At 62.3% G+C, this 18,018-nt stretch carries 13 protein-coding genes and 3 pseudogenes; 7 read left to right on the top strand and 9 right to left on the bottom strand.

What is annotated here, in order from left to right; all coding sequences use genetic code 11:
- From BN9444_RS00550 to tuf, 5 genes are all read left to right on the top strand, one after another.
- The coding region (locus tag BN9444_RS00550; RefSeq protein ID WP_338078330.1) for a serine hydrolase at positions 1-806 on the top strand (806 nt) is incomplete at its 5' end.
- 256 nt (positions 807-1,062) lie between these two features.
- Positions 1,063-1,434 (top strand): 30S ribosomal protein S12, encoded by a 372-nt coding sequence (gene rpsL / locus BN9444_RS00545; protein WP_066492960.1) that lies wholly within the window; start codon positions 1,063-1,065, stop codon positions 1,432-1,434.
- A 3-nt stretch (positions 1,435-1,437) separates the two neighbouring features.
- Entirely contained in the window at positions 1,438-1,905 is a 468-nt protein-coding gene (gene rpsG, locus BN9444_RS00540) for a 30S ribosomal protein S7 (RefSeq protein WP_066492963.1), read from the top strand.
- Positions 1,906-2,258: 353 nt separating this feature from the next.
- The gene (gene fusA, locus BN9444_RS00535; protein WP_068801243.1) at positions 2,259-4,388 is read left to right on the top strand and encodes an elongation factor G; all 2,130 of its coding nucleotides are present in this window, start codon (positions 2,259-2,261) and stop codon (positions 4,386-4,388) included.
- Positions 4,389-4,787: 399 nt separating this feature from the next.
- On the top strand, positions 4,788-5,978 hold the full coding sequence (gene tuf / locus BN9444_RS00530; RefSeq protein ID WP_068801242.1) for an elongation factor Tu: 1,191 nt from the start codon (positions 4,788-4,790) through the stop codon (positions 5,976-5,978).
- Between the two features lie 149 nt (positions 5,979-6,127).
- On the opposite strand, the gene BN9444_RS00525 is transcribed toward tuf, so the two are convergent.
- Positions 6,128-7,837 carry an ABC transporter family substrate-binding protein gene (locus tag BN9444_RS00525; RefSeq protein WP_068801241.1) on the bottom strand — a complete coding sequence of 570 codons (1,710 nt, stop codon included), beginning with the start codon at positions 7,835-7,837 and terminating at the stop codon, positions 6,128-6,130.
- A gap of 525 nt (positions 7,838-8,362) precedes the next feature.
- On the opposite strand from BN9444_RS00525, the gene BN9444_RS00520 reads away from it, so the two are divergent.
- The gene (locus tag BN9444_RS00520) at positions 8,363-9,403 is read left to right on the top strand and encodes an HNH endonuclease signature motif containing protein (RefSeq protein ID WP_068801240.1); all 1,041 of its coding nucleotides are present in this window, start codon (positions 8,363-8,365) and stop codon (positions 9,401-9,403) included.
- 79 nt (positions 9,404-9,482) lie between these two features.
- Here BN9444_RS00520 and BN9444_RS00515 read toward each other — a convergent pair whose 3' ends face one another.
- The 5 genes and pseudogenes from BN9444_RS00515 to BN9444_RS14925 all read right to left on the bottom strand — a co-directional run.
- Positions 9,483-11,177, bottom strand: coding sequence for an ABC transporter family substrate-binding protein (locus tag BN9444_RS00515; RefSeq protein ID WP_066489142.1), 1,695 nt, complete (start codon positions 11,175-11,177; stop codon positions 9,483-9,485).
- Between the two features lie 96 nt (positions 11,178-11,273).
- A pseudogene (locus BN9444_RS00510) lies at positions 11,274-13,177 on the bottom strand (dipeptide ABC transporter ATP-binding protein).
- Positions 13,174-14,214 carry an ABC transporter permease gene (locus tag BN9444_RS00505; protein WP_082723248.1) on the bottom strand — a complete coding sequence of 347 codons (1,041 nt, stop codon included), beginning with the start codon at positions 14,212-14,214 and terminating at the stop codon, positions 13,174-13,176. The pseudogene BN9444_RS00510 and the gene BN9444_RS00505 overlap by 4 nt, the downstream one beginning before the upstream one ends.
- Positions 14,215-15,198, bottom strand: coding sequence for an ABC transporter permease (locus BN9444_RS00500; protein WP_066489164.1), 984 nt, complete (start codon positions 15,196-15,198; stop codon positions 14,215-14,217).
- 450 nt (positions 15,199-15,648) lie between these two features.
- Positions 15,649-15,850: pseudogene (locus BN9444_RS14925) on the bottom strand (ABC transporter ATP-binding protein); the annotation flags it as partial.
- 9 nt (positions 15,851-15,859) lie between these two features.
- On the opposite strand from BN9444_RS14925, the gene BN9444_RS00495 reads away from it, so the two are divergent.
- The gene (locus tag BN9444_RS00495; protein WP_066489123.1) at positions 15,860-16,543 is read left to right on the top strand and encodes a hypothetical protein; all 684 of its coding nucleotides are present in this window, start codon (positions 15,860-15,862) and stop codon (positions 16,541-16,543) included.
- A gap of 117 nt (positions 16,544-16,660) precedes the next feature.
- Here the strand turns inward: BN9444_RS00495 and BN9444_RS00490 are convergent, their stop codons facing one another.
- From BN9444_RS00490 to BN9444_RS14595, 3 genes and pseudogenes are all read right to left on the bottom strand, one after another.
- Positions 16,661-17,218 (bottom strand): hypothetical protein, encoded by a 558-nt coding sequence (locus BN9444_RS00490; protein ID WP_066489119.1) that lies wholly within the window; start codon positions 17,216-17,218, stop codon positions 16,661-16,663.
- A complete protein-coding gene (locus BN9444_RS00485) occupies positions 17,211-17,792 on the bottom strand; it encodes a DUF6286 domain-containing protein (protein ID WP_068801239.1) in 582 nt (193 codons plus the stop codon). The genes BN9444_RS00490 and BN9444_RS00485 overlap by 8 nt, the downstream gene beginning before the upstream one ends.
- Positions 17,789-18,018: pseudogene (locus tag BN9444_RS14595) on the bottom strand (lysophospholipase); the annotation flags it as partial. The gene BN9444_RS00485 and the pseudogene BN9444_RS14595, both read right to left, overlap by 4 nt.

The following is an 18,018-nucleotide window of genomic DNA, read 5'->3' as shown; positions in this document are numbered from 1 at the left end:
CGACCACGAGCACTATCGTGGTTCGCACGACCACCGTCACCGCGGCGCCGAGCTCGGAGCCCACGTCGCAGGCCCAAGCGAATGACACTATGGCTTCCATCCCAGCCCCGGATAGTGCGGCGGCGCTCACACAGCTTGCCGCGGACGTCGAGGCGCGCACGGGCGCGCAGGTCTCGCTCGCCGTGGCGCCAGTAAATGGGGCGCCCGCAGTGCAGGCGGGCAGCCTCGCCGGGGTGCAGCCTGCTTGGTCCACCATCAAGGTGCCTCTGTCCATCGCGGCCCTGCGCGCGGACCCCAGTGCTGCGGGCACCATGCGACAGGCCATCACGGCTTCTGACAACGCAGCGGCCGAAGCCCTGTGGGCCATGCTCGGTGCTTCCGATGCCGCCGCCACCGCCGTCGGCTCCATCCTTGCGACGGCCGGAGACACGGCGACGGTTGTCAATCCAGAGGTCACGCGCCCGGGCTTTAGCGCCTTTGGGCAAACCCAGTGGGATACCGCCGCGCAGGCATCCTTTGCGCGGCAATTGTCCACGATCACGGGCGCGGACCAAGTACTCGCCGCGATGGGCTCCATCGTGGCGGGGCAGGATTACGGCTTGGGGCAGATTTCAGGCACGCGGTTCAAGGGCGGCTGGGGCCCGGACGAGAGTGGGCGCTACCTTGTGCGCCAATTCGGTCTCGTGCCGGGCACGCAGGGCGAGATCGGTGTGGCGCTTGCGGTCGTGCCGGCGGATGGCACCTATGAGTCGGGGCAAGCGGCGCTCACAGAGCTGGCGCTGGGGCTGCAGGAGACGCTGGGGTAGGGGCGGCATCGGAAAGCGGGGCGTGTCGCACGGAGCCCTCCTGCGACGGTTTTGGTAGTTGGGCCGCTGGCTGTTAAAGTGTTGGGAGGTTTCGCATCTTGCGTGATGCGAAAAGTCTGATCGATACCTCGGCCGGTTCCGGCTGACGGACGACCTGGACATGCGGCAGGGCCCCGGAAAAGAGCCCCCATTTTTGCATGTTTAGGCGTTTTGTTTGGTCAGGAAAGCCGATAAGTCATACAGAAAGACTAGATACATGCCAACTATTCAGCAGCTGGTCCGCAAGGGCCGCCATGACAAGCGCACGAAGGTTGCTACCGCTGCGCTGAAGGGCTCGCCGCAGCGTCGCGGCGTGTGCACCCGCGTCTACACCACCACCCCGAAGAAGCCGAACTCCGCACTGCGTAAGGTCGCTCGTGTTCGCCTTTCCTCCGGCATCGAGGTTTCGGCCTACATCCCGGGCGAGGGCCACAACCTGCAGGAGCACTCCATGGTGCTCGTGCGTGGCGGCCGTGTGAAGGACCTTCCGGGTGTCCGCTACAAGATCATCCGCGGCGCTCTGGATACCCAGGGTGTCAAGGACCGCAAGCAGGCCCGTTCCCGTTACGGTGCCAAGAAGGGACAGTAAACAATGCGTAAGAATGCTGCTCCGAAGCGTCCTGTAGTCAAGGACCCGGTGTACAACTCCGAGCAGGTCACCATGCTCGTCAACAAGATCCTCCTGGACGGCAAGAAGTCCACCGCCGAGCGTATCGTCTACGGCGCTCTCGAGGCGTGCCGCGAGAAGACCGGCACCGATCCGGTCGGCACCCTGGAGAAGGCCCTGGGCAACATTCGCCCGGACCTCGAGGTTCGCTCCCGCCGCGTCGGTGGCGCCACCTACCAGGTCCCGGTTGAGGTGCGTCCGGCACGCGCCAACACCCTGGCCCTGCGTTGGCTCGTCACCTTCACTCGCCAGCGTCGTGAGAACACGATGATCGAGCGTCTCGCCAACGAGATTCTGGATGCCTCCAACGGCCTTGGCGCTTCCGTGAAGCGTCGCGAGGATACCCACAAGATGGCTGAGGCCAACCGCGCCTTCGCCCACTACCGCTGGTAATCTCGCGGTACCCATGCCTATGGTCCGAGCAACGACATTTCGCCCGTGCTGCGTCGGCTTTGCCGATCGCATGCCGCAGGCGTCCCTATACTGGAGTTCGTTGCTCGGGCCATTGTGCTAACAGTGGGTTCACTCTCGGTGAGTGGCTGTGATTTGCCACCCACACTCACTGTTTGACGGGCGGCTGCTTACCGGCGCTACTAAACTTTTAGCGGTCTACGGGCTGCTAAAACGGCGCTTTAGTGGCAAAATTTTACAACGAGACACATCCACTTAAGCGACGTGGCTGGAAACCTTGGCACTGGGCCGGGCGGACTGGGCGCGTCCACGACTAACGAAGTTGGGGTAACACCGTGGCACAAGAAGTGCTTAAGGACCTGCACAAGGTCCGCAACATCGGCATCATGGCTCACATCGATGCTGGTAAGACCACCACCACCGAGCGCATCCTGTTCTACACGGGTATCAACCGCAAGGTTGGCGAGACGCACGATGGTGCTTCCACCACTGACTGGATGGAGCAGGAGAAGGAGCGCGGCATTACCATTACGTCCGCTGCTGTCACCTGTTTCTGGAACGGCAACCAGATCAACATCATCGACACCCCGGGTCACGTCGACTTCACCGTCGAGGTCGAGCGCTCCCTGCGTGTCCTCGATGGCGCTGTCGCCGTCTTTGACGGCAAGGAAGGCGTCGAGCCGCAGTCTGAGCAGGTCTGGCGTCAGGCTGCAAAGTACGACGTTCCGCGTATCTGCTTCGTCAACAAGATGGATAAGCTGGGCGCTGACTTCTACTTCACCGTTCAGACCATCATCGACCGCCTAGGCGCTAAGCCGCTCGTTCTCCAGCTGCCGATCGGCGCTGAGGACAACTTTGACGGCGTCGTTGACCTGCTCGAGATGAAGGCCATCACTTGGCGCGGCAAGGTCGAGACCGGTGCTGAGCCGGTTATCGAGGAGATCCCGGCCGACCTGCAGGACAAGGCAGCCGAGTACCGCGAGAAGCTCATCGAGACCGTTGCTGAGTCCGACGAGGCCCTCATGGAGAAGTACTTCGGTGGCGAAGAGCTCACCCTCGAGGAGATCAAGGGCGCCATCCGCAAGATGACCGTCAACTCCGAGGTCTACCCGGTTCTGTGTGGTACCGCGTACCGCAACAAGGGTGTCCAGCCGCTGCTCGACGCTGTCGTGGACTACCTCCCGACCCCGCTCGACATCGGCGAGATCGTTGGCCATGACGTCAACGACGAGGAGAAGGAAATCACCCGTAAGCCGGACGTTCACGATCCGTTCTCGGCTCTGTCCTTCAAGATTGCTGCTCACCCGTTCTACGGCCAGCTCAACTTCGTCCGCGTCTACTCCGGCCAGATCCTGCCGGGCGCCGAGGTGCTCAACTCGACCAAGGGTAAGAAGGAGCGCATCGGCAAGCTGTTCCAGATGCACGCCAACAAGGAGAACCCGGTCGAGCAGGCTGACGCCGGCAACATCTACGCCATGATTGGTCTCAAGGAGACCACCACTGGTGACACGCTGTGCGACAAGGACAACCCGATCATCCTCGAGTCCATGTCCTTCCCGGACCCGGTTATCAAGGTCTCCATCGAGCCGAAGACCAAGGCTGACCAGGAGAAGCTCGGCATTGCTATTCAGAAGCTCGCCGCCGAGGACCCGACCTTCACCGTCGAGCTTGACGAGGAAACCGGCCAGACTGTCATCGGCGGCATGGGCGAGCTCCACCTCGATGTCCTCGTTGACCGCATGAAGCGCGAGTTCAAGGTCGAGGCCAACATCGGTAATCCGCAGGTTGCTTACCGCGAGACCATCCGCAAGGCCGTCACCTCCCTCGAGTTCACCCACAAGAAGCAGACCGGTGGTTCCGGTCAGTTCGCAAAGGTCATCGTCTCCATCGAGCCGTACAATCCGGATCCGGAGACCCTGGAAGAGGGCGAGTCCGCAACCTACAAGTTCGTCAACGCCGTCACCGGTGGCCGCGTTCCGAAGGAGTACATCCCGTCCGTCGACGCTGGTATCCAGGATGCTATGCAGTACGGCTACCTCGCAGGCTTCCCGCTGGTCAACATCCAGGCCACCCTGGAAGACGGCGCTTACCACGACGTCGACTCCTCGGAGATGGCGTTCAAGATCGCCGGCTCCCAGGTTCTCAAGGAGGCCGTTGCCAAGGCAAAGCCGGTCCTGCTCGAGCCGCTCATGGCTGTCGAGGTTGTGACCCCGGAGGAGTACATGGGTACCGTCAACGGTGACATCAGCTCCCGTCGTGGACAGGTCTTCGGCATGGAGGACCGTTCCGGCGCCAAGGTCGTCAAGGCCAAGGTCCCGCTGTCCGAGATGTTCGGCTACATCGGCGACCTGCGTTCGGCGACCGCCGGCCGTGCAAACTTCACGATGGTGTTCGATTCCTACGCTGAGGTTCCGTCCTCCGTGGCAACCGCCATCATCGAAGAGCGCACCGGCGCCAAGAACTAAGAGCGCACCCCGCCACCTAACCCCGGTCGCACCCTTGCGGCCCGGATTCGTGCCAGTCGAACTCGGGCCCGTGCGCCAGGGGGTGGCCACTGGTGGGGTAGCGGTTCGCTGAATATATTGCCTGCTCACAGGCGGTATGTTGAGCCGGCCGTTACCCTCCCAGGATCCAGCAAAAGATTCTTGTCGAGGGTCAACGTCCGCATTACATGCGCGGGGTTACCTCCTATTTTGGCAGTTTGAAAAAACTGCGGCATAAATCTAGGATCGTGTAACTGGCACGTAAAGAAAGCGTCATTTGCGCTTACGGCCTTCTCCCCGGAGAAGTACGAAGTGCCAATGGCAATACAAACCACGTGGCTGCGAAGTTCGCAGCCGCCATAGAGTCCAGGAGGACATACAGTGGCAAAGGAGAAGTTCGAGCGTACGAAGCCGCATGTTAACATCGGCACCATCGGACACGTCGACCACGGCAAGACCACCACCACCGCAGCGATCACCAAGGTTCTGGCTGACCAGTACCCGGAGGAGAACACCGCTTTCGCCTTCGACATGATCGACAAGGCTCCGGAGGAGAAGGAGCGCGGTATTACCATCAACATCTCCCACGTTGAGTACTCCACCCCGAAGCGTCACTACGCACACGTTGACGCCCCGGGCCACGCCGACTACATCAAGAACATGATTACCGGTGCTGCTCAGATGGACGGCGCTATCCTGGTTGTTGCTGCAACCGATGGCCCGATGCCGCAGACCCGTGAGCACGTGCTGCTCGCTCGCCAGGTGGGCGTTCCGTACATCCTCGTTGCTCTGAACAAGTGCGACATGGTTGACGATGAGGAAATCATCGAGCTCGTCGAGATGGAAATCCGCGAGCTGCTCGCTGAGCAGGACTACGACGAGGAAGCTCCGATCGTTCACATCTCCGCTCTCAAGGCTCTCGAGGGCGACGAGAAGTGGGTTCAGTCCGTCGTTGACCTGATGCAGGCTTGCGATGACTCCATCCCGGATCCGGAGCGCGAGCTGGATAAGCCGTTCCTGATGCCGATCGAGGACATCTTCACCATTACCGGCCGCGGCACCGTCGTTACCGGCCGTGTCGAGCGTGGCTCCCTCAACGTTAACGAGGACGTTGAGATCATCGGTATCACCGAGAAGTCCATCAACACCACCGTTACCGGTATCGAGATGTTCCGCAAGATGATGGACTACACCGAGGCTGGCGACAACTGTGGTCTGCTTCTGCGTGGTACCAAGCGCGAAGAGGTCGAGCGCGGCCAGGTCGTTATCAAGCCGGGCGCTTACACCCCGCACACCAAGTTCGAGGGTTCCGTCTACGTCCTGAAGAAGGAAGAGGGCGGCCGCCACACCCCGTTCATGGACAACTACCGTCCGCAGTTCTACTTCCGCACCACCGACGTCACCGGCGTCATCAAGCTGCCGGAAGGCACCGAGATGGTTATGCCGGGCGACAACGTTGAGATCTCCGTTGAGCTGATCCAGCCGGTCGCTATGGACGAGGGCCTGCGCTTCGCTATCCGCGAGGGCTCCCGCACCGTCGGCGCTGGCCGCGTTACCAAGATCCTGGGCTAATCCCCAGTTTCTAACGCAGCTGCGTAGAGCTTGTCGATGCCGCCTCACCCTACGGTGAGGCGGCATTTGGCATTTGAGCAGACGCCTTAAGCGCAGTGAGGCCCGCCAGCATATCGCTGGCGGGCCTTACTGCACGCGTGGGGGAGTGTCTACTTCTCCCAGCCGATGTCTTCCTTCGGGATGACGGCGAAGCCGGCGGGACCGAAGTTGGCGAGTCCCTTCTTCACGCCGGTCATTGCAGGACCATTGGCCCATGGCATGAGGCCGTAGGTCTTAAACGCCTCGACCTCGAGCTCATTGGCCTTAGCAATTTGATCGTCGCCGTTGTCGATCTTCTGGAGCTCGCGGATCTTTTCGTCCAGTTCCTTGGTGCCGGTGCCGGACTTGTTGAGGTCCGAGTCGGAGAGCCAGGTCTGGCCGAAGTACGCGACGCCGTACGGGTCGGACGAGGCGATGCCGGACAGGAAGATGTCAAAGTCACGCTCCTCGGCGATCTTAGAGAAGTCAGAGGACGGGCGCTCTTGCACTGTGACCTCGACACCTACGTCCTTGAGCATCTTCTGGATCGCCGCGGCGGTGGACTTAGAGACCTCGTCGTCTCCGACAAGGACGTAACGCAAAGTGAGCTTCTCACCGTCCTTGGCGTAGTAGCCGTCGTCACCCATCGCGTAACCTGCTTCTTCCAGCAGCTTCTTCGAGGACTCGGGGTCGTAGGTGACGGCCTCGGAGAGGTTGTCCTTGTAGCCGTCCTGCGTCGGGTACAGCGTGAGCGAGCCCGGTAGGTCCTCGGTGTAGCCCAGGCCGTTGTAGCGGATGGCGGCGAGCTGGGAGCGGTCAATCGCGTTGAAGATGGCGTGGCGGACGTTGATGTCTCCGAGATGCGGCGCCTGCGAGTTGAGCGTAAACAGGATGTTGGCAATGCGCATGGATGCGCGGATGTCGATGGCATCGCCCATCTCTGCGGCCACGGTCAGGTTGTTCTTCGATGCGACACCGGCGGCATCGATTTCGCCTGCCTTAAACGCATTGATAGTGGCCTGTGACTCGAGCTGACGGTAAGTGACCTTAGAAAGCTTGGGGGCGTCGCCCCACCACTTCTCGTTTGGCACGAACGTGACGTTGCCCGCGTTGAAGTCGATGGAATCCACCTTGAACGGGCCGGCGCCGTACTCTGGGTGGAGTTCGTTCAAGTAGGTCTCGTTGTAGAGCTGTGCAGTGTTGACCTTCGGGTGCAGGACCTGGTTGAACAGGCCCATCCACCAAGGGTAAGCATTTTGGAAGGTGACCTTGACCTGCTTGTCAGAGTCGCCGCGCTCGACGGATTCGATAAGTTCGTAGCCGTCGGTCGAGTTTGGCGAGATCTCCTTGTCCTCGCCGTTGTTCATTTTCCACGTGTTTTCGAACGCCTTCCAATCGATGGGCGTGCCGTCGTTGAAGGTGGCCTTGTCCACGATGTCGTACGTGACGACGGTCTTTCCGTCCTTGGTCTCGGCGCTGGCATTCGTAATGTAGTCCGGGTTAGGGGTGTATTCGCCCTTGCCGTCGTAGAGGGCTAGCTGTGGGTTGTACCAACCCCAGATGGTGGACGTATCGGTTGTCATGTTGGCATGGAACGCATTCATCTGCTCGGTGAGCTCGCCGATGGGTAGGGTGAGCTCACCGCCGTCTTTGAGCTCGTCGCGTTCCTTCGGGTTGTAGTCGCCCGCAGGATCGACCTCAATGTTGAGGCCGCCGACAGCCTCACCGCCATCCTGTCCTTCTGCCGACTCGGACTGGCCGCTGCTGCAGGCGGCAAGAGTGAGGGCGAGAGTAGTGAGGGATGCGACGCCGGCGAGGCGGATACGATGGACCTTCTTCATGTTGTTCAAGACTCCTTGTGAGGTGCGTGCGCCCACAAGGATTCGTCACGAGGAGAGATGCTTGGGGCGCACCGACGGCCGTGAGGGGCGCCGAGCAAGCGCCTCCGTGACCGCCGTAGAGATGGTGAGATCAGGTATGAAGTTGTACGACCACACAGTTCTAAACGAGATGTGACTCACAATAGTTGTGGTTGTGTTAACTATAGCGATTCCTGGCGGGATTCGGCGCGCGTTTCAGGGAATCATGCGCAACCTATTTAAATAGGGTGACAGAATCATACGGTAGGCGCGCTGTAAGGTCTAGAATTTTGTTCATCTCCCCTAGCAGAGTTACTTCGAAAAGCCTCGCCAAAAGTGGGGGTGCGCCACAATAGTGGCCCGCCGGTGCGATAGTCAAGACCGGCGCGTACGTGCCTGTGGAGAACTTTGTCGGTTGCACACTATAGTTGGCGATTTCGGGCAGTTTTCCACAGATTGAGTTTTCACCCTAGCGGGCCTTGACATGCGTTGTTTAGCGTCGAAGCCATGAACTCTTTCGTCTCTCGGCTCAAGGAAGAAAACGTCGACTCCTTGCGCGAACTTACAGGCTGGCGCCGCACCGACTACTGGGACGCTGGCCTATCGACCGCCGACGCCGACTTCTACATGCCTCTCGTGCGCACCTTTTGGGAAGCCTCCCATCCACGCATCGGCGAAGCCCGGTACGCGGTCTCGAACGCGTCCTTACCATTGGACTCCCATCCACGCATCGGCGAAGCCCGCGACGCTGCCCGCCGCCTCGGCCACGGCATCCGGGTCCTGGCCAAAATCGACCGGCTTTCCAAGAAAGGCGACAACCCCAACGACCTCCGCGTGTTGTTGTGCGGCACCCGCGAACAAGACCTAGACAAGGTCGCAGCGCAGCACACCACCCCACCCGAAACCAAAGACGAGGCCACCGTCGGCGTCTCCCAGGACGGGCGCAACCGACTGGTCATCCGCTCCACCGAAGCGTGGCTTATGGACTACATCCACGGGCTGCCCGGCGTGGAACCCGGCAACTACGATGGCCTCTACGAGGGCTTGAAGAAGCATGTAGAAAACCGCACGCAGCTCACCGCGCCGCGGCGGATGATCCACATCCTCGTCAACCTCCACGACTTGGAGATGATTCTGCGCGGCGACGGCGAGGACATCCTCGTGCGCGCCACAGACGGCACGTGGCGCACCGGCGCAGAACTTATGGAAGAACTCCTCGCCGGGGTGGGACTAGCGACGATTGTCAACGCGCGCAACGAGCCGATGAAGCAATACCGCCTCAAACGCTACTTCACCCAAGCCCAACGCGACATGATAGCGGCGGTCCAGCACACGTGTATGGACCCGGACTGTAAGATTCCGTTCTCGATGTGCCAGGCCGACCACCTCAAAGCCTGGGCGAAAGGCGGGGAGACCAACCTGGACAACATCCTCATGCTGTGCGAATACCACAACATGAAAAAGAGAGACGGCGACGTCTACTACAAAGGCAACGACGGCAGGATCTACAAACGCCGCGAATTCGGACCCGACGTGCCGTGTAACTAGCGCCAAGACGCGAAAGACCCGCTCCCTACGAGGGGAAGCGGGCTACTCGGCGTGCCGTGACGGCGTGGTGATTAGGAAACTACTTCTCCCAGCCGATGTCTTCCTTCGGGATGACTGCAAAGCCAAGGGCGCCGATGTTGGCAAGTCCCTTCTTCACACCCTGCATGTCAGCACCGTTGGCGTAGGGCATGAGACCAAAGTGGCCGAAGGCTTCCTTCTCCAGCTCATTGGCGCGCTTGGTCTGCTCTTCGGCGGTCGGCAGCTTCTGCAGCTCTTCGATCTTCTTGTCCAGCTCGGCCGAACCCGTGCCAGACTTGTTGAGCTCGGAGTCAGAGGCGTAGGTCTGGTTGAAGTATGCGGGACCGAAAGGATCCGAGGAACGGAAACCGCTTGCGATGATGTCGAAGTCCTTCTCACTCATAATCTTGGAGAAGTCAGAGGAAGGACGCTCTTCGACCTGCATGTCGACGCCCACGTCACGCAGCATCTTCTGAAGGGCTGCGGCGGTGGACTTGACCATCTCGGAGTCGCCGGTCGAGACGTAGCGGATGGACAACGGCTGGCCGTCCTTCTCCATGATGCCCTCGGAGTTAGCGGTGTAGCCAGCTTCCTCGAAGAGCGACTTAGCCTTGTCCTTGTCGAAGCTGACGACCTCGCTGAAGTTGTCCTGGTACCCCTCCTGGGTGCCGAACATCACCAGGGAACCCGGCAGCTCTTCGGTGTAGCCCAGACCGTTAAAGCGCACAGCGGCAAGCTGCGTGCGGTCAATACCGGTCATAATGCCCTCGCGGACCTTCTCGTCCTTGAGAGCCGGAGCTTCCGAGTTGAGCGTGAGGAGGTAGTTAGCCGGAAGCATCGCGGCACGAATATCGATGGCATCGCCCATGCCCTTGGCAATGGTCATGTTGTTCTTGGTGCCGACAGAAGCGGCGTCGATCTCACCGGCCTGGAAGGCGTTGATGGTCGCTTGAGACTCCATCTGACGGTAGGTGACCTTCTCCAGCTTGGGGGCATCACCCCACCACTTCTCGTTCGGGACGAAGGTGACGGTGCCACCGTTGAAGTCAGCGTTTTCGACCTTGAACGGACCCGCGCCGTATTCAGGGTGAAGCTTGTTGAGGTACGCCTCGTTGTACAGCTCAGTGGTGTTGATAGCTGGGTGCAGGAGCTGGTTGAAGAGGCCCTGCCACCATGGGTAGACGCCGTCGAAGGTGACAACGGCTTCCTTGTCGTTGGCGCCAGCTTCGACCGACGTGATGCGCTCGTAGCCGTCAGTCGAGTTGACCTGGTTGCCCTCCTGCTCACCGTTGTTCATCTTCCAGGTGTTTTCGAAGGCCTTCCAGTCGATGGGGGTGTCATCGTTGTACTTTGCCTCATCGCGGATGGTGAACGTGACGACGGTGTTGCCGTCCTTTTCTTCGTCCTTGACCTCGGAGATGTAGTCCGGGTTTGCGGTGTAGTTGCCCTCGCCGTCGAAGAGTGCGATTTGCGGGTTGTACCAGCTCCATACGGAACGCGTATCCGAGGTCATGTTGGCGTGGAACACGTTTTGCTGCTCGGTGATTTCGCCGATCGGTAGCGTGAGCGTACCGCCGTCCTTGAGCTCGTTGCGCGACTTCTCGTTGTAGTCGCCGGACGGCTTGACTTCGACCTGAGCCTCGCCGGAGCCAGACGCAGAGTCGGAGGAGCCACCGCAGGCAGAAAGCGCAAGGGCAAGGGTGGCCATGGTCGCGACGCTGGCAATGCGAAGACGCGACGGACGTAACGAAGACATAAGAGTTCTCCTTTATGGATGAGACAAAGTGGGGCTATGCAGTTATAAGCGTGGAAAGTTTGTGTCCGACCTGCACGGTGGCAGGCCGGAGTCGTGCTACTTCTTGGCGAGCGCAGCGCGTTCGGCCTGACGTGCACGCGCGACTGCAGGATCCGGGATCGGAATGGCCGCCAGTAGCTTGCGCGTGTACTCATGCTGCGGGTGGTCAAAGATCTCGTCGGTGTCGCCGTGCTCGACGAACTGGCCCTTGTACATCACCGCAACGCGATCGGAGAGGTGGCGGACCACCGAGAGATCGTGGGCGACGAAGAGGTAGGACAGGCCCAGCTTGCGCTTGAGCTCTTCGAGCAGGTTGATCACGCCGGCCTGGATGGACACGTCGAGTGCGGAGACCGGCTCGTCGAGGACGATGACGGACGGGTTCGTCGCGAGTGCACGGGCCAGGCCGATGCGCTGGCGCTGGCCGCCGGAGAAGTGCCCCGGGAAGCGGTCGAGCTGCGAGGCATCGAGGCCCACGAGCTTCATGAGCTCCGCGACGCGGGCGTCGACGTCGCCCGCGTAGCCCAGCGACTCGAGGGGCTCGGCGATGACCTCGCGAACCGTGAGGCGCGGATTAAGCGAGCTCATCGGGTCCTGGAAGACGATCTGCATGTCCTTGCGGGCCTCACGGCGCTCGGCGCGCGACATGGAGTTCGCGTCCTTGCCGTTGAGGATGACCACGCCGTCCTTCGGGTCGAGGTCCATGATCTCGAGCAGGGTCGTGGTCTTGCCGCAGCCGGATTCGCCGACGATGGCCATGCACTCGCCTTCGCGGATATCGAAGGTAAGCCCATCGACGGCCTTGACGGTGCCCACGCGCCGCTTGACGAGCGCGCCCTTCATGAGCGGGAATTCCTTGCGCAGGTCCTTGACCTCGAGTGTGGTCTTGCGGTCTTCGCGCGGGATGCCCTCGAACGAGTCGGGGGAAAGCGGCGGGACCTTGAACATGCGCTCGCCGTTAATCATGCCGTCGTGGATTTCGGCGCTGCGGACGCAGGCCGTGGGGTGCGCGGGGGCATCGGCAAGCGGGGTCAGCGGGGCTCGCCCTTGAGGCAGGCGTCGATGGCCACGGGGCAGCGCTGCGCGAATTGGCAGCGGTCGTGGAGGTCGACGAGGATGGGCGGGTTGCCCTCGATGGGCGTGAGCGGCTCGTTGGAGCTCACGTCCGGGCGCGGCGTGGAGCCGAGCAGACCCACCGTGTACGGCATGCGCGGGTGGTTGAAGATGGTGTCTACATCGCCGCGCTCGACGGGGCGGCCGGCGTACATGACCATGACGTCGTCCGCGGTCTCCGCGACGACGCCCATGTCGTGGGTAATCATGATGGTCGCTGCACCGGTCTCGCGCTGGGCGACCTTGATGACGTCGAGGATCTGAGCCTGGATGGTCACGTCGAGCGCCGTGGTGGGCTCGTCCGCGATGAGCACACGCGGGTTATTCGCAATCGCGATGGCAATGACCACGCGCTGGCGCATACCGCCGGAGAACTCGTGCGGGAAGGACTTGAGACGCAGCTTGGGGTCCGGGATGCCCACGAGCTCGAGGAGTGCCTCGGCCTGCTTGAGCGCGTTGGACTTGGAGACGTTCTGGTGCGCCTGGATGGCCTCGACGATCTGCGTGCCGATGTCGAAGACCGGCGTGAGCGCGGAGAGCGGATCCTGGAAGATCATGCCGATGCCCTGGCCGCGGATCTCGGACATTTGCTTGTCCGTGAGTCCCAGCAGCTCGCGACCGTCGAACTTTACGGAGCCGGTGATCTTCGCGTAGTCCGGCAGCAGGCCCATGATGGACATGGAGGTCACGGACTTACCGGAGCCGGACTCGCCCACGATGCCGAGCGTGCGGCCGGGGTAGAGGTCGAAGTCGACGCCGCGGACGGCGGAGACGGAGCCTGCCTCGGACGGGAAGGAGACGTGGAGGTCCTTGACGGAGAGGACGGGTTGTTCGTTGGGGTGTGTCATGCCTTGCCACCAGACTTGGAGTTCGGGTCGAGAGCGTCGCGCAGACCGTCGCCGATAAAGGCCATGGAGACGGTGAGCAGCGTCAGGGTGATTGCAGGAACGTAGAACTGCCACGGGGCAGACTGCACGCTGGCGGTGCCGCCTTGGAGCAACGTACCGAGGGAGACATCGGGAAGCTTGACGCCCAAGCCCAGGAAGGACAGGGCGGTCTCGGAGCCGACGGTGCCGACGACGCCGAAGACGAACTGGATGATAAGCAGCGAGCCGATGTTGGGAATGACGTGGCGGATGACCGTCTTGAAACGGGAAACGCCCATGTAGTCCGCGGCGCGGACGTAATCCTGTTCACGCACCGTGAGCGCCAGCGACCAGATGACGCGGGCCTGATACATCCAACCGAACGCGATGAGCACGACGATGAGCAGGCGCCAGTCGCCGCCCGAGTCGGAGACCACGAGGGCGATGAGGAGGAAGGTCGGGATGGACAGGAGGAAGTGGATGACGGCGAGGACGGCCTTTTCCACCTTGCCGCCCCACAGTGCTGCACCGGCGCCCACGAGCGCGGAGATGACGAGCGTGAAGAGCGAGACGAGGATGGCGATGGTAAGCGAGCGGCCGAGGCCGTGGACCACCTGCGCGTAGAGGTCGTTGCCGGCGTCCGTCGTGCCGAGCCAGTGCTCGGGGCTCGGCGGCGTGGACAAGTTGAGGAAGTCCGGGTCACGGTAGTCCCACTGGGCGAAGAACCCGCCGAAGACGGCTACGAGAATGAGGAAGACGAGGATAGCCAGGCCCACGACCGCCATCTTGTTGCGGAAGTAGCGGCGGACGTAGAGCTTCCAGCGGGCGGTGCCCTTGGCGACGCCGTCAGCGCCCGGCTCGGACTTGAGCTCCGCGATGAGCGTGGACTGCGCCTCGGCTGTGTTGAGTCGCTGGCCGGCGTGGAGCTCGGACTGCGCAGAGAGCTCGCTCATGGGCTCGTGTTCGGGCGTGTGGGGGTTGAGGTTGGGGTTGTTCCCCTTCGGAGTATTCGCAGACATTTAGCTCACCCGGACTCGTGGATCGAGGGCGACAACAACGAGGTCAGCGAGGACCGCGGAGACGGCCGTCATGGCAGCGCCGAACGCGGCCACACCAACGGCACCGTTGATGTCGTTCTTAGAGATGGTTTCGAGGAAGTACTGGCCCATGCCGTTCCAGCCGAAGATGCGCTCCGTCATGACCGCGCCGGTGAAGATACCAGGGACGGAGAACGCGACGGAGGTCGCGACCGGAATGATGGAGGTGCGCAGGGCGTGCTTGCGGATGGCCTGCTGGCGCGTGAGGCCCTTCGCGCGGGCGGTGCGCACGTAGTCCGCGTTTAAGTTATCGAGCAGGAGCGTGCGCTGCGTCATGTGGTAGCCCGCGTAACTGATGAAGACAAGCGAGATGGTAGGCAGGATGAGGTGCTGCAGGGCGTCGAGCAGCTTGTTAGCAAAGCCCTCCACGCCGAGGGAGCTGGCGCCCACAACGTAGAAGATGCGGGAACCGGTGGCCTCATTGATCCACAAGGCGATGGCGACGACCACGATGGACGCGACGACGACGTGCGTGTTCATCGCGACGATGGAAATGCCTTGCCATACGCGGTCGCCCCACTTGTATTGGTGCGAAGCGGTATAGACGCCCACGGCCACGCCGATGACGATGGAGAGGATGGTGGACAGCAGGAGCAGCTGGGCCGAGACCCAGATGCGGTAGCTGATCTGGTCGTTGACGAAGTCGCCCACGGGGGAGCGCCCCCAGTCCCAGTGCAGGAGGATGTTGGTGAGCCACGTCCACCAACGCTCAAGGAGAGGCGTTTCGGGGCTCAAGTTGTAGGGCTCGAGCATCGCGTTGATCTGATCGTTGGACAGAGGCGGACGGCGTCCGATGTAATTCGAGCGTGGGTCGAGGAACGTCGCCGCCAAGAAGTAGGCGATGTTCGTCGCCAGGAAGATCATGAGCAGCCAGCCCAGGGTCTTCCTAATGAGGTATTTGAACATGGTGTCTCCGAGAAGATCCGGCTGCATGTCCGGCCGGATTGAGAGTAATGGTCGCAACCGCGTCTTCCTTGGGGAGGGAAAACGCGCTTGGGAATAATTTATCGCCCTGTTAGTTGTGGCACAAAAGGGGTGATGGGGTGACGGTAATCCCCAATAGTCCGACAGATTTATGCGAGAGAATATAACGCTGTGACCTGCGGTTTCCACTCCTTCGTCGGGTGAATATTAATAATATGATCCAGATTGCAATTCATGCGGGGGTGGAAATCGGGCCTAATGTGCATAAAACTGCTGTCGTTTCATACATTTTTGGAGCTAATTATTCGTGTCCGCCTGGCCGCATGCGGGGCAGCCGTGGAGCTGGGGTGAGAGTGTGACGCGTCGCGTGGGGCTAGTGTGGGCCCGGAAAACACGGCCCGGAAAACACGAGGGGCGGCCGTGCGCGGCGGGTTACTCGGTGAGGCCGAGGTTTTCTCCGGTGCCGATTTCGATGTGGAGGCCCGGCACGGACCTCGATGAGGTTCTTTGTGTAGGCCTCCTTCGGATGATCGAAGAGATCGTCCACGCGGCCGTGCTCGACAAGGCGGCCTTTCTCCATCACGACCACATCGTCTGCCGTTTGGCGCACTACAGACCCGTGCGACGAATAGAGTGGGACACTATGCAGGACCCCACCCGTATCGCCCCCACCCTCGAAGCACTGCGCCGTGCGTGGGAAGGCGAGCCTGATCTCAGCCTCCCCACGCTCTTCGCGATGCTCGCCAACGAGGGGCTTGGATGGGGCGCCTCGGACGCGGATCTCGTCGCCGCTCTTGAGACTCGCGCCGCGGTGCGCCCCGGCTTCCTACCCGCGGAGGGTACGTATCTCATCCGTTGCGACCGCGCGCTCGTTACCGTCGACGGCCGCACCGCTATCGTCCGGGGCCAGTCCCAACCGGTGGTCTGGGAGTATTCCCGCGCCCGTCCCACCGGTCCCGGCCGGCCCCTCGTGCTTGCCGATGCCGCCGGCACCGAGCACCGCCTCGGGGTCGTCGAATCCATCTCCCGCGTGGACCCCGCAGCACTCGCGCGCGCCGGGCGCCCGCTGGCAGGCCTCAAGCGCCGCAGCCTGGGCGAGCGTGTCTATGTCCTGCGCACCGCCGAACCCGAGTCGACGATTCTGCTTGACCACGGCCTTCATGTCTTCACGCCCGCCCGCCGGACGCTCGCCCGCGAGGATCTCTCCTGGCAGCGGATCGTCACCGGTGCCGTGGGCGAGACGCTCACGGTCGAGCTGCCCGGGGCTCGCATGCGCGACTTCGGCACGGTGACGCAGATTCTCATCGCCGCGGCAGAAGTCGGCTAGAGCCACGGCAGGAAAGCAATGTCTCAATAGCAATGACCGCAGGTCGCCGATTCGTGTGGAGAATCGGCGACCTGCGGATAGTGCCAACGGGACATGGCCTTCGTCCCCGCCGGGCGTTTAGGCCGTGATGCGTGAGTAGTGGAGCTTATAGACCGTCTCCAGCTCGGAGTCGGGGAAGGCTGCTCGAAAGTCGCGCTCGGTTTGCTCGGCGAGGGCGACGAGATCCGCGAAGGGAGTCTCGGGCTTGGCCTGGATGGCAAAGGTCGCTTGCTGGTGGCCGCGGTCCCAGGCGACGCGGCGCTCGACCTTTTCCACACCCTCAGCGTTTTCCATGGAGGAGGCGATGCCGCCGATGATGGGGTTCATCTGCAGCGCGATGGAGCCGTCGTCATTGGAGGCCTCCGAGGACACCTTGTTGATGCGGTGCACCTTGAACGTTGCGACGATGATCCAGAAAGCGAGAATGGTGCAGAGGATGGCCGCCGCGCCGAGGGCCCACGGCCACCACGCGTGGGTGGGAAGTGCGGCCCAGATGCCGTGGTCGACCCAGCGGGTGAGCTCGACAATGGGCCCGACGTCGAAGTGCAGCAGGATGGGCCACACGCCCAGCGCGATGAGGAGCAGGCCAAGGATGATGAAGAGCGTGCGCAGAATTCCGGCGAGGCGTTTAGACATTGGTGTCGACCTCCTCGATGCGCTCGACGGTGACGGAAAGCGGCGCGGGGTGGGCGAGCGACGCGAGTTCCTCGTTGACGACTTCACGCACGCGGGTCGCGAGGTTCTCGTCCTCGATGTCGCCGTTGATGATGAGGTGGATGCCCTTCTTTCCGGCGGTCGTGCGCGCGGCACCCACGCCAGGAACCTTGCGCGCAGTTGCGGAGCACCGGCGGGCGATGTCGACCTGGCGCGTCCAACCGGAGACCGTGTCGCTCGCGAGTTCCACGTGGGTGTGACGGCGCGGACGGAGCGCAGCGTAGAGCACGAGCAGGCCGACTACGATGCCGGCGGCGCCGCCCCACAGCATCCAAGGCGCGATGGCTGCGGAGCCCTGGGCGTCGGCGCTCATGACGTCGATGAAGGGCTGCGTCCACGAGTCGATGGTGGCGTGCGTCGACACGCGCCACGCCTCACGGCCGAAGACCGCGGCGAGAGCGAGGAGCGCCACGCTGAGCAGCAGCGCCCACCAACGCACGATGGGCTCGCCCTTGGGTTCTTGGCCGCGGGATGTGACGGCGGCGTCGGTGCTCATGGCTGCTCCTTTCCGAACAGTGGGATGATCTCGATGGCGCGCAGCGGCTCGGGGTCTGGGGCCTGGACATGACGGTGGCGCGCGAAGGACTCAATCGTCAGCGGACGCAGCGGCTGCGGCGTGGGTGCGCTGGGCGACCATGGAGTGACGGGTGCCGGGGCAGCGACGCGGGCGAGCGGCTGCTCGGGCGGAATCTCGGGAGAACGCAGCGGCAGCGGTGCCGGGG

It is taken from the genome of Corynebacterium phoceense (genome assembly GCF_900092335.1).
GTDB classification, from domain to species: Bacteria; Actinomycetota; Actinomycetes; order Mycobacteriales; family Mycobacteriaceae; genus Corynebacterium; species Corynebacterium phoceense.
This window is presented reverse-complemented; position numbering and strand designations above follow the sequence as displayed.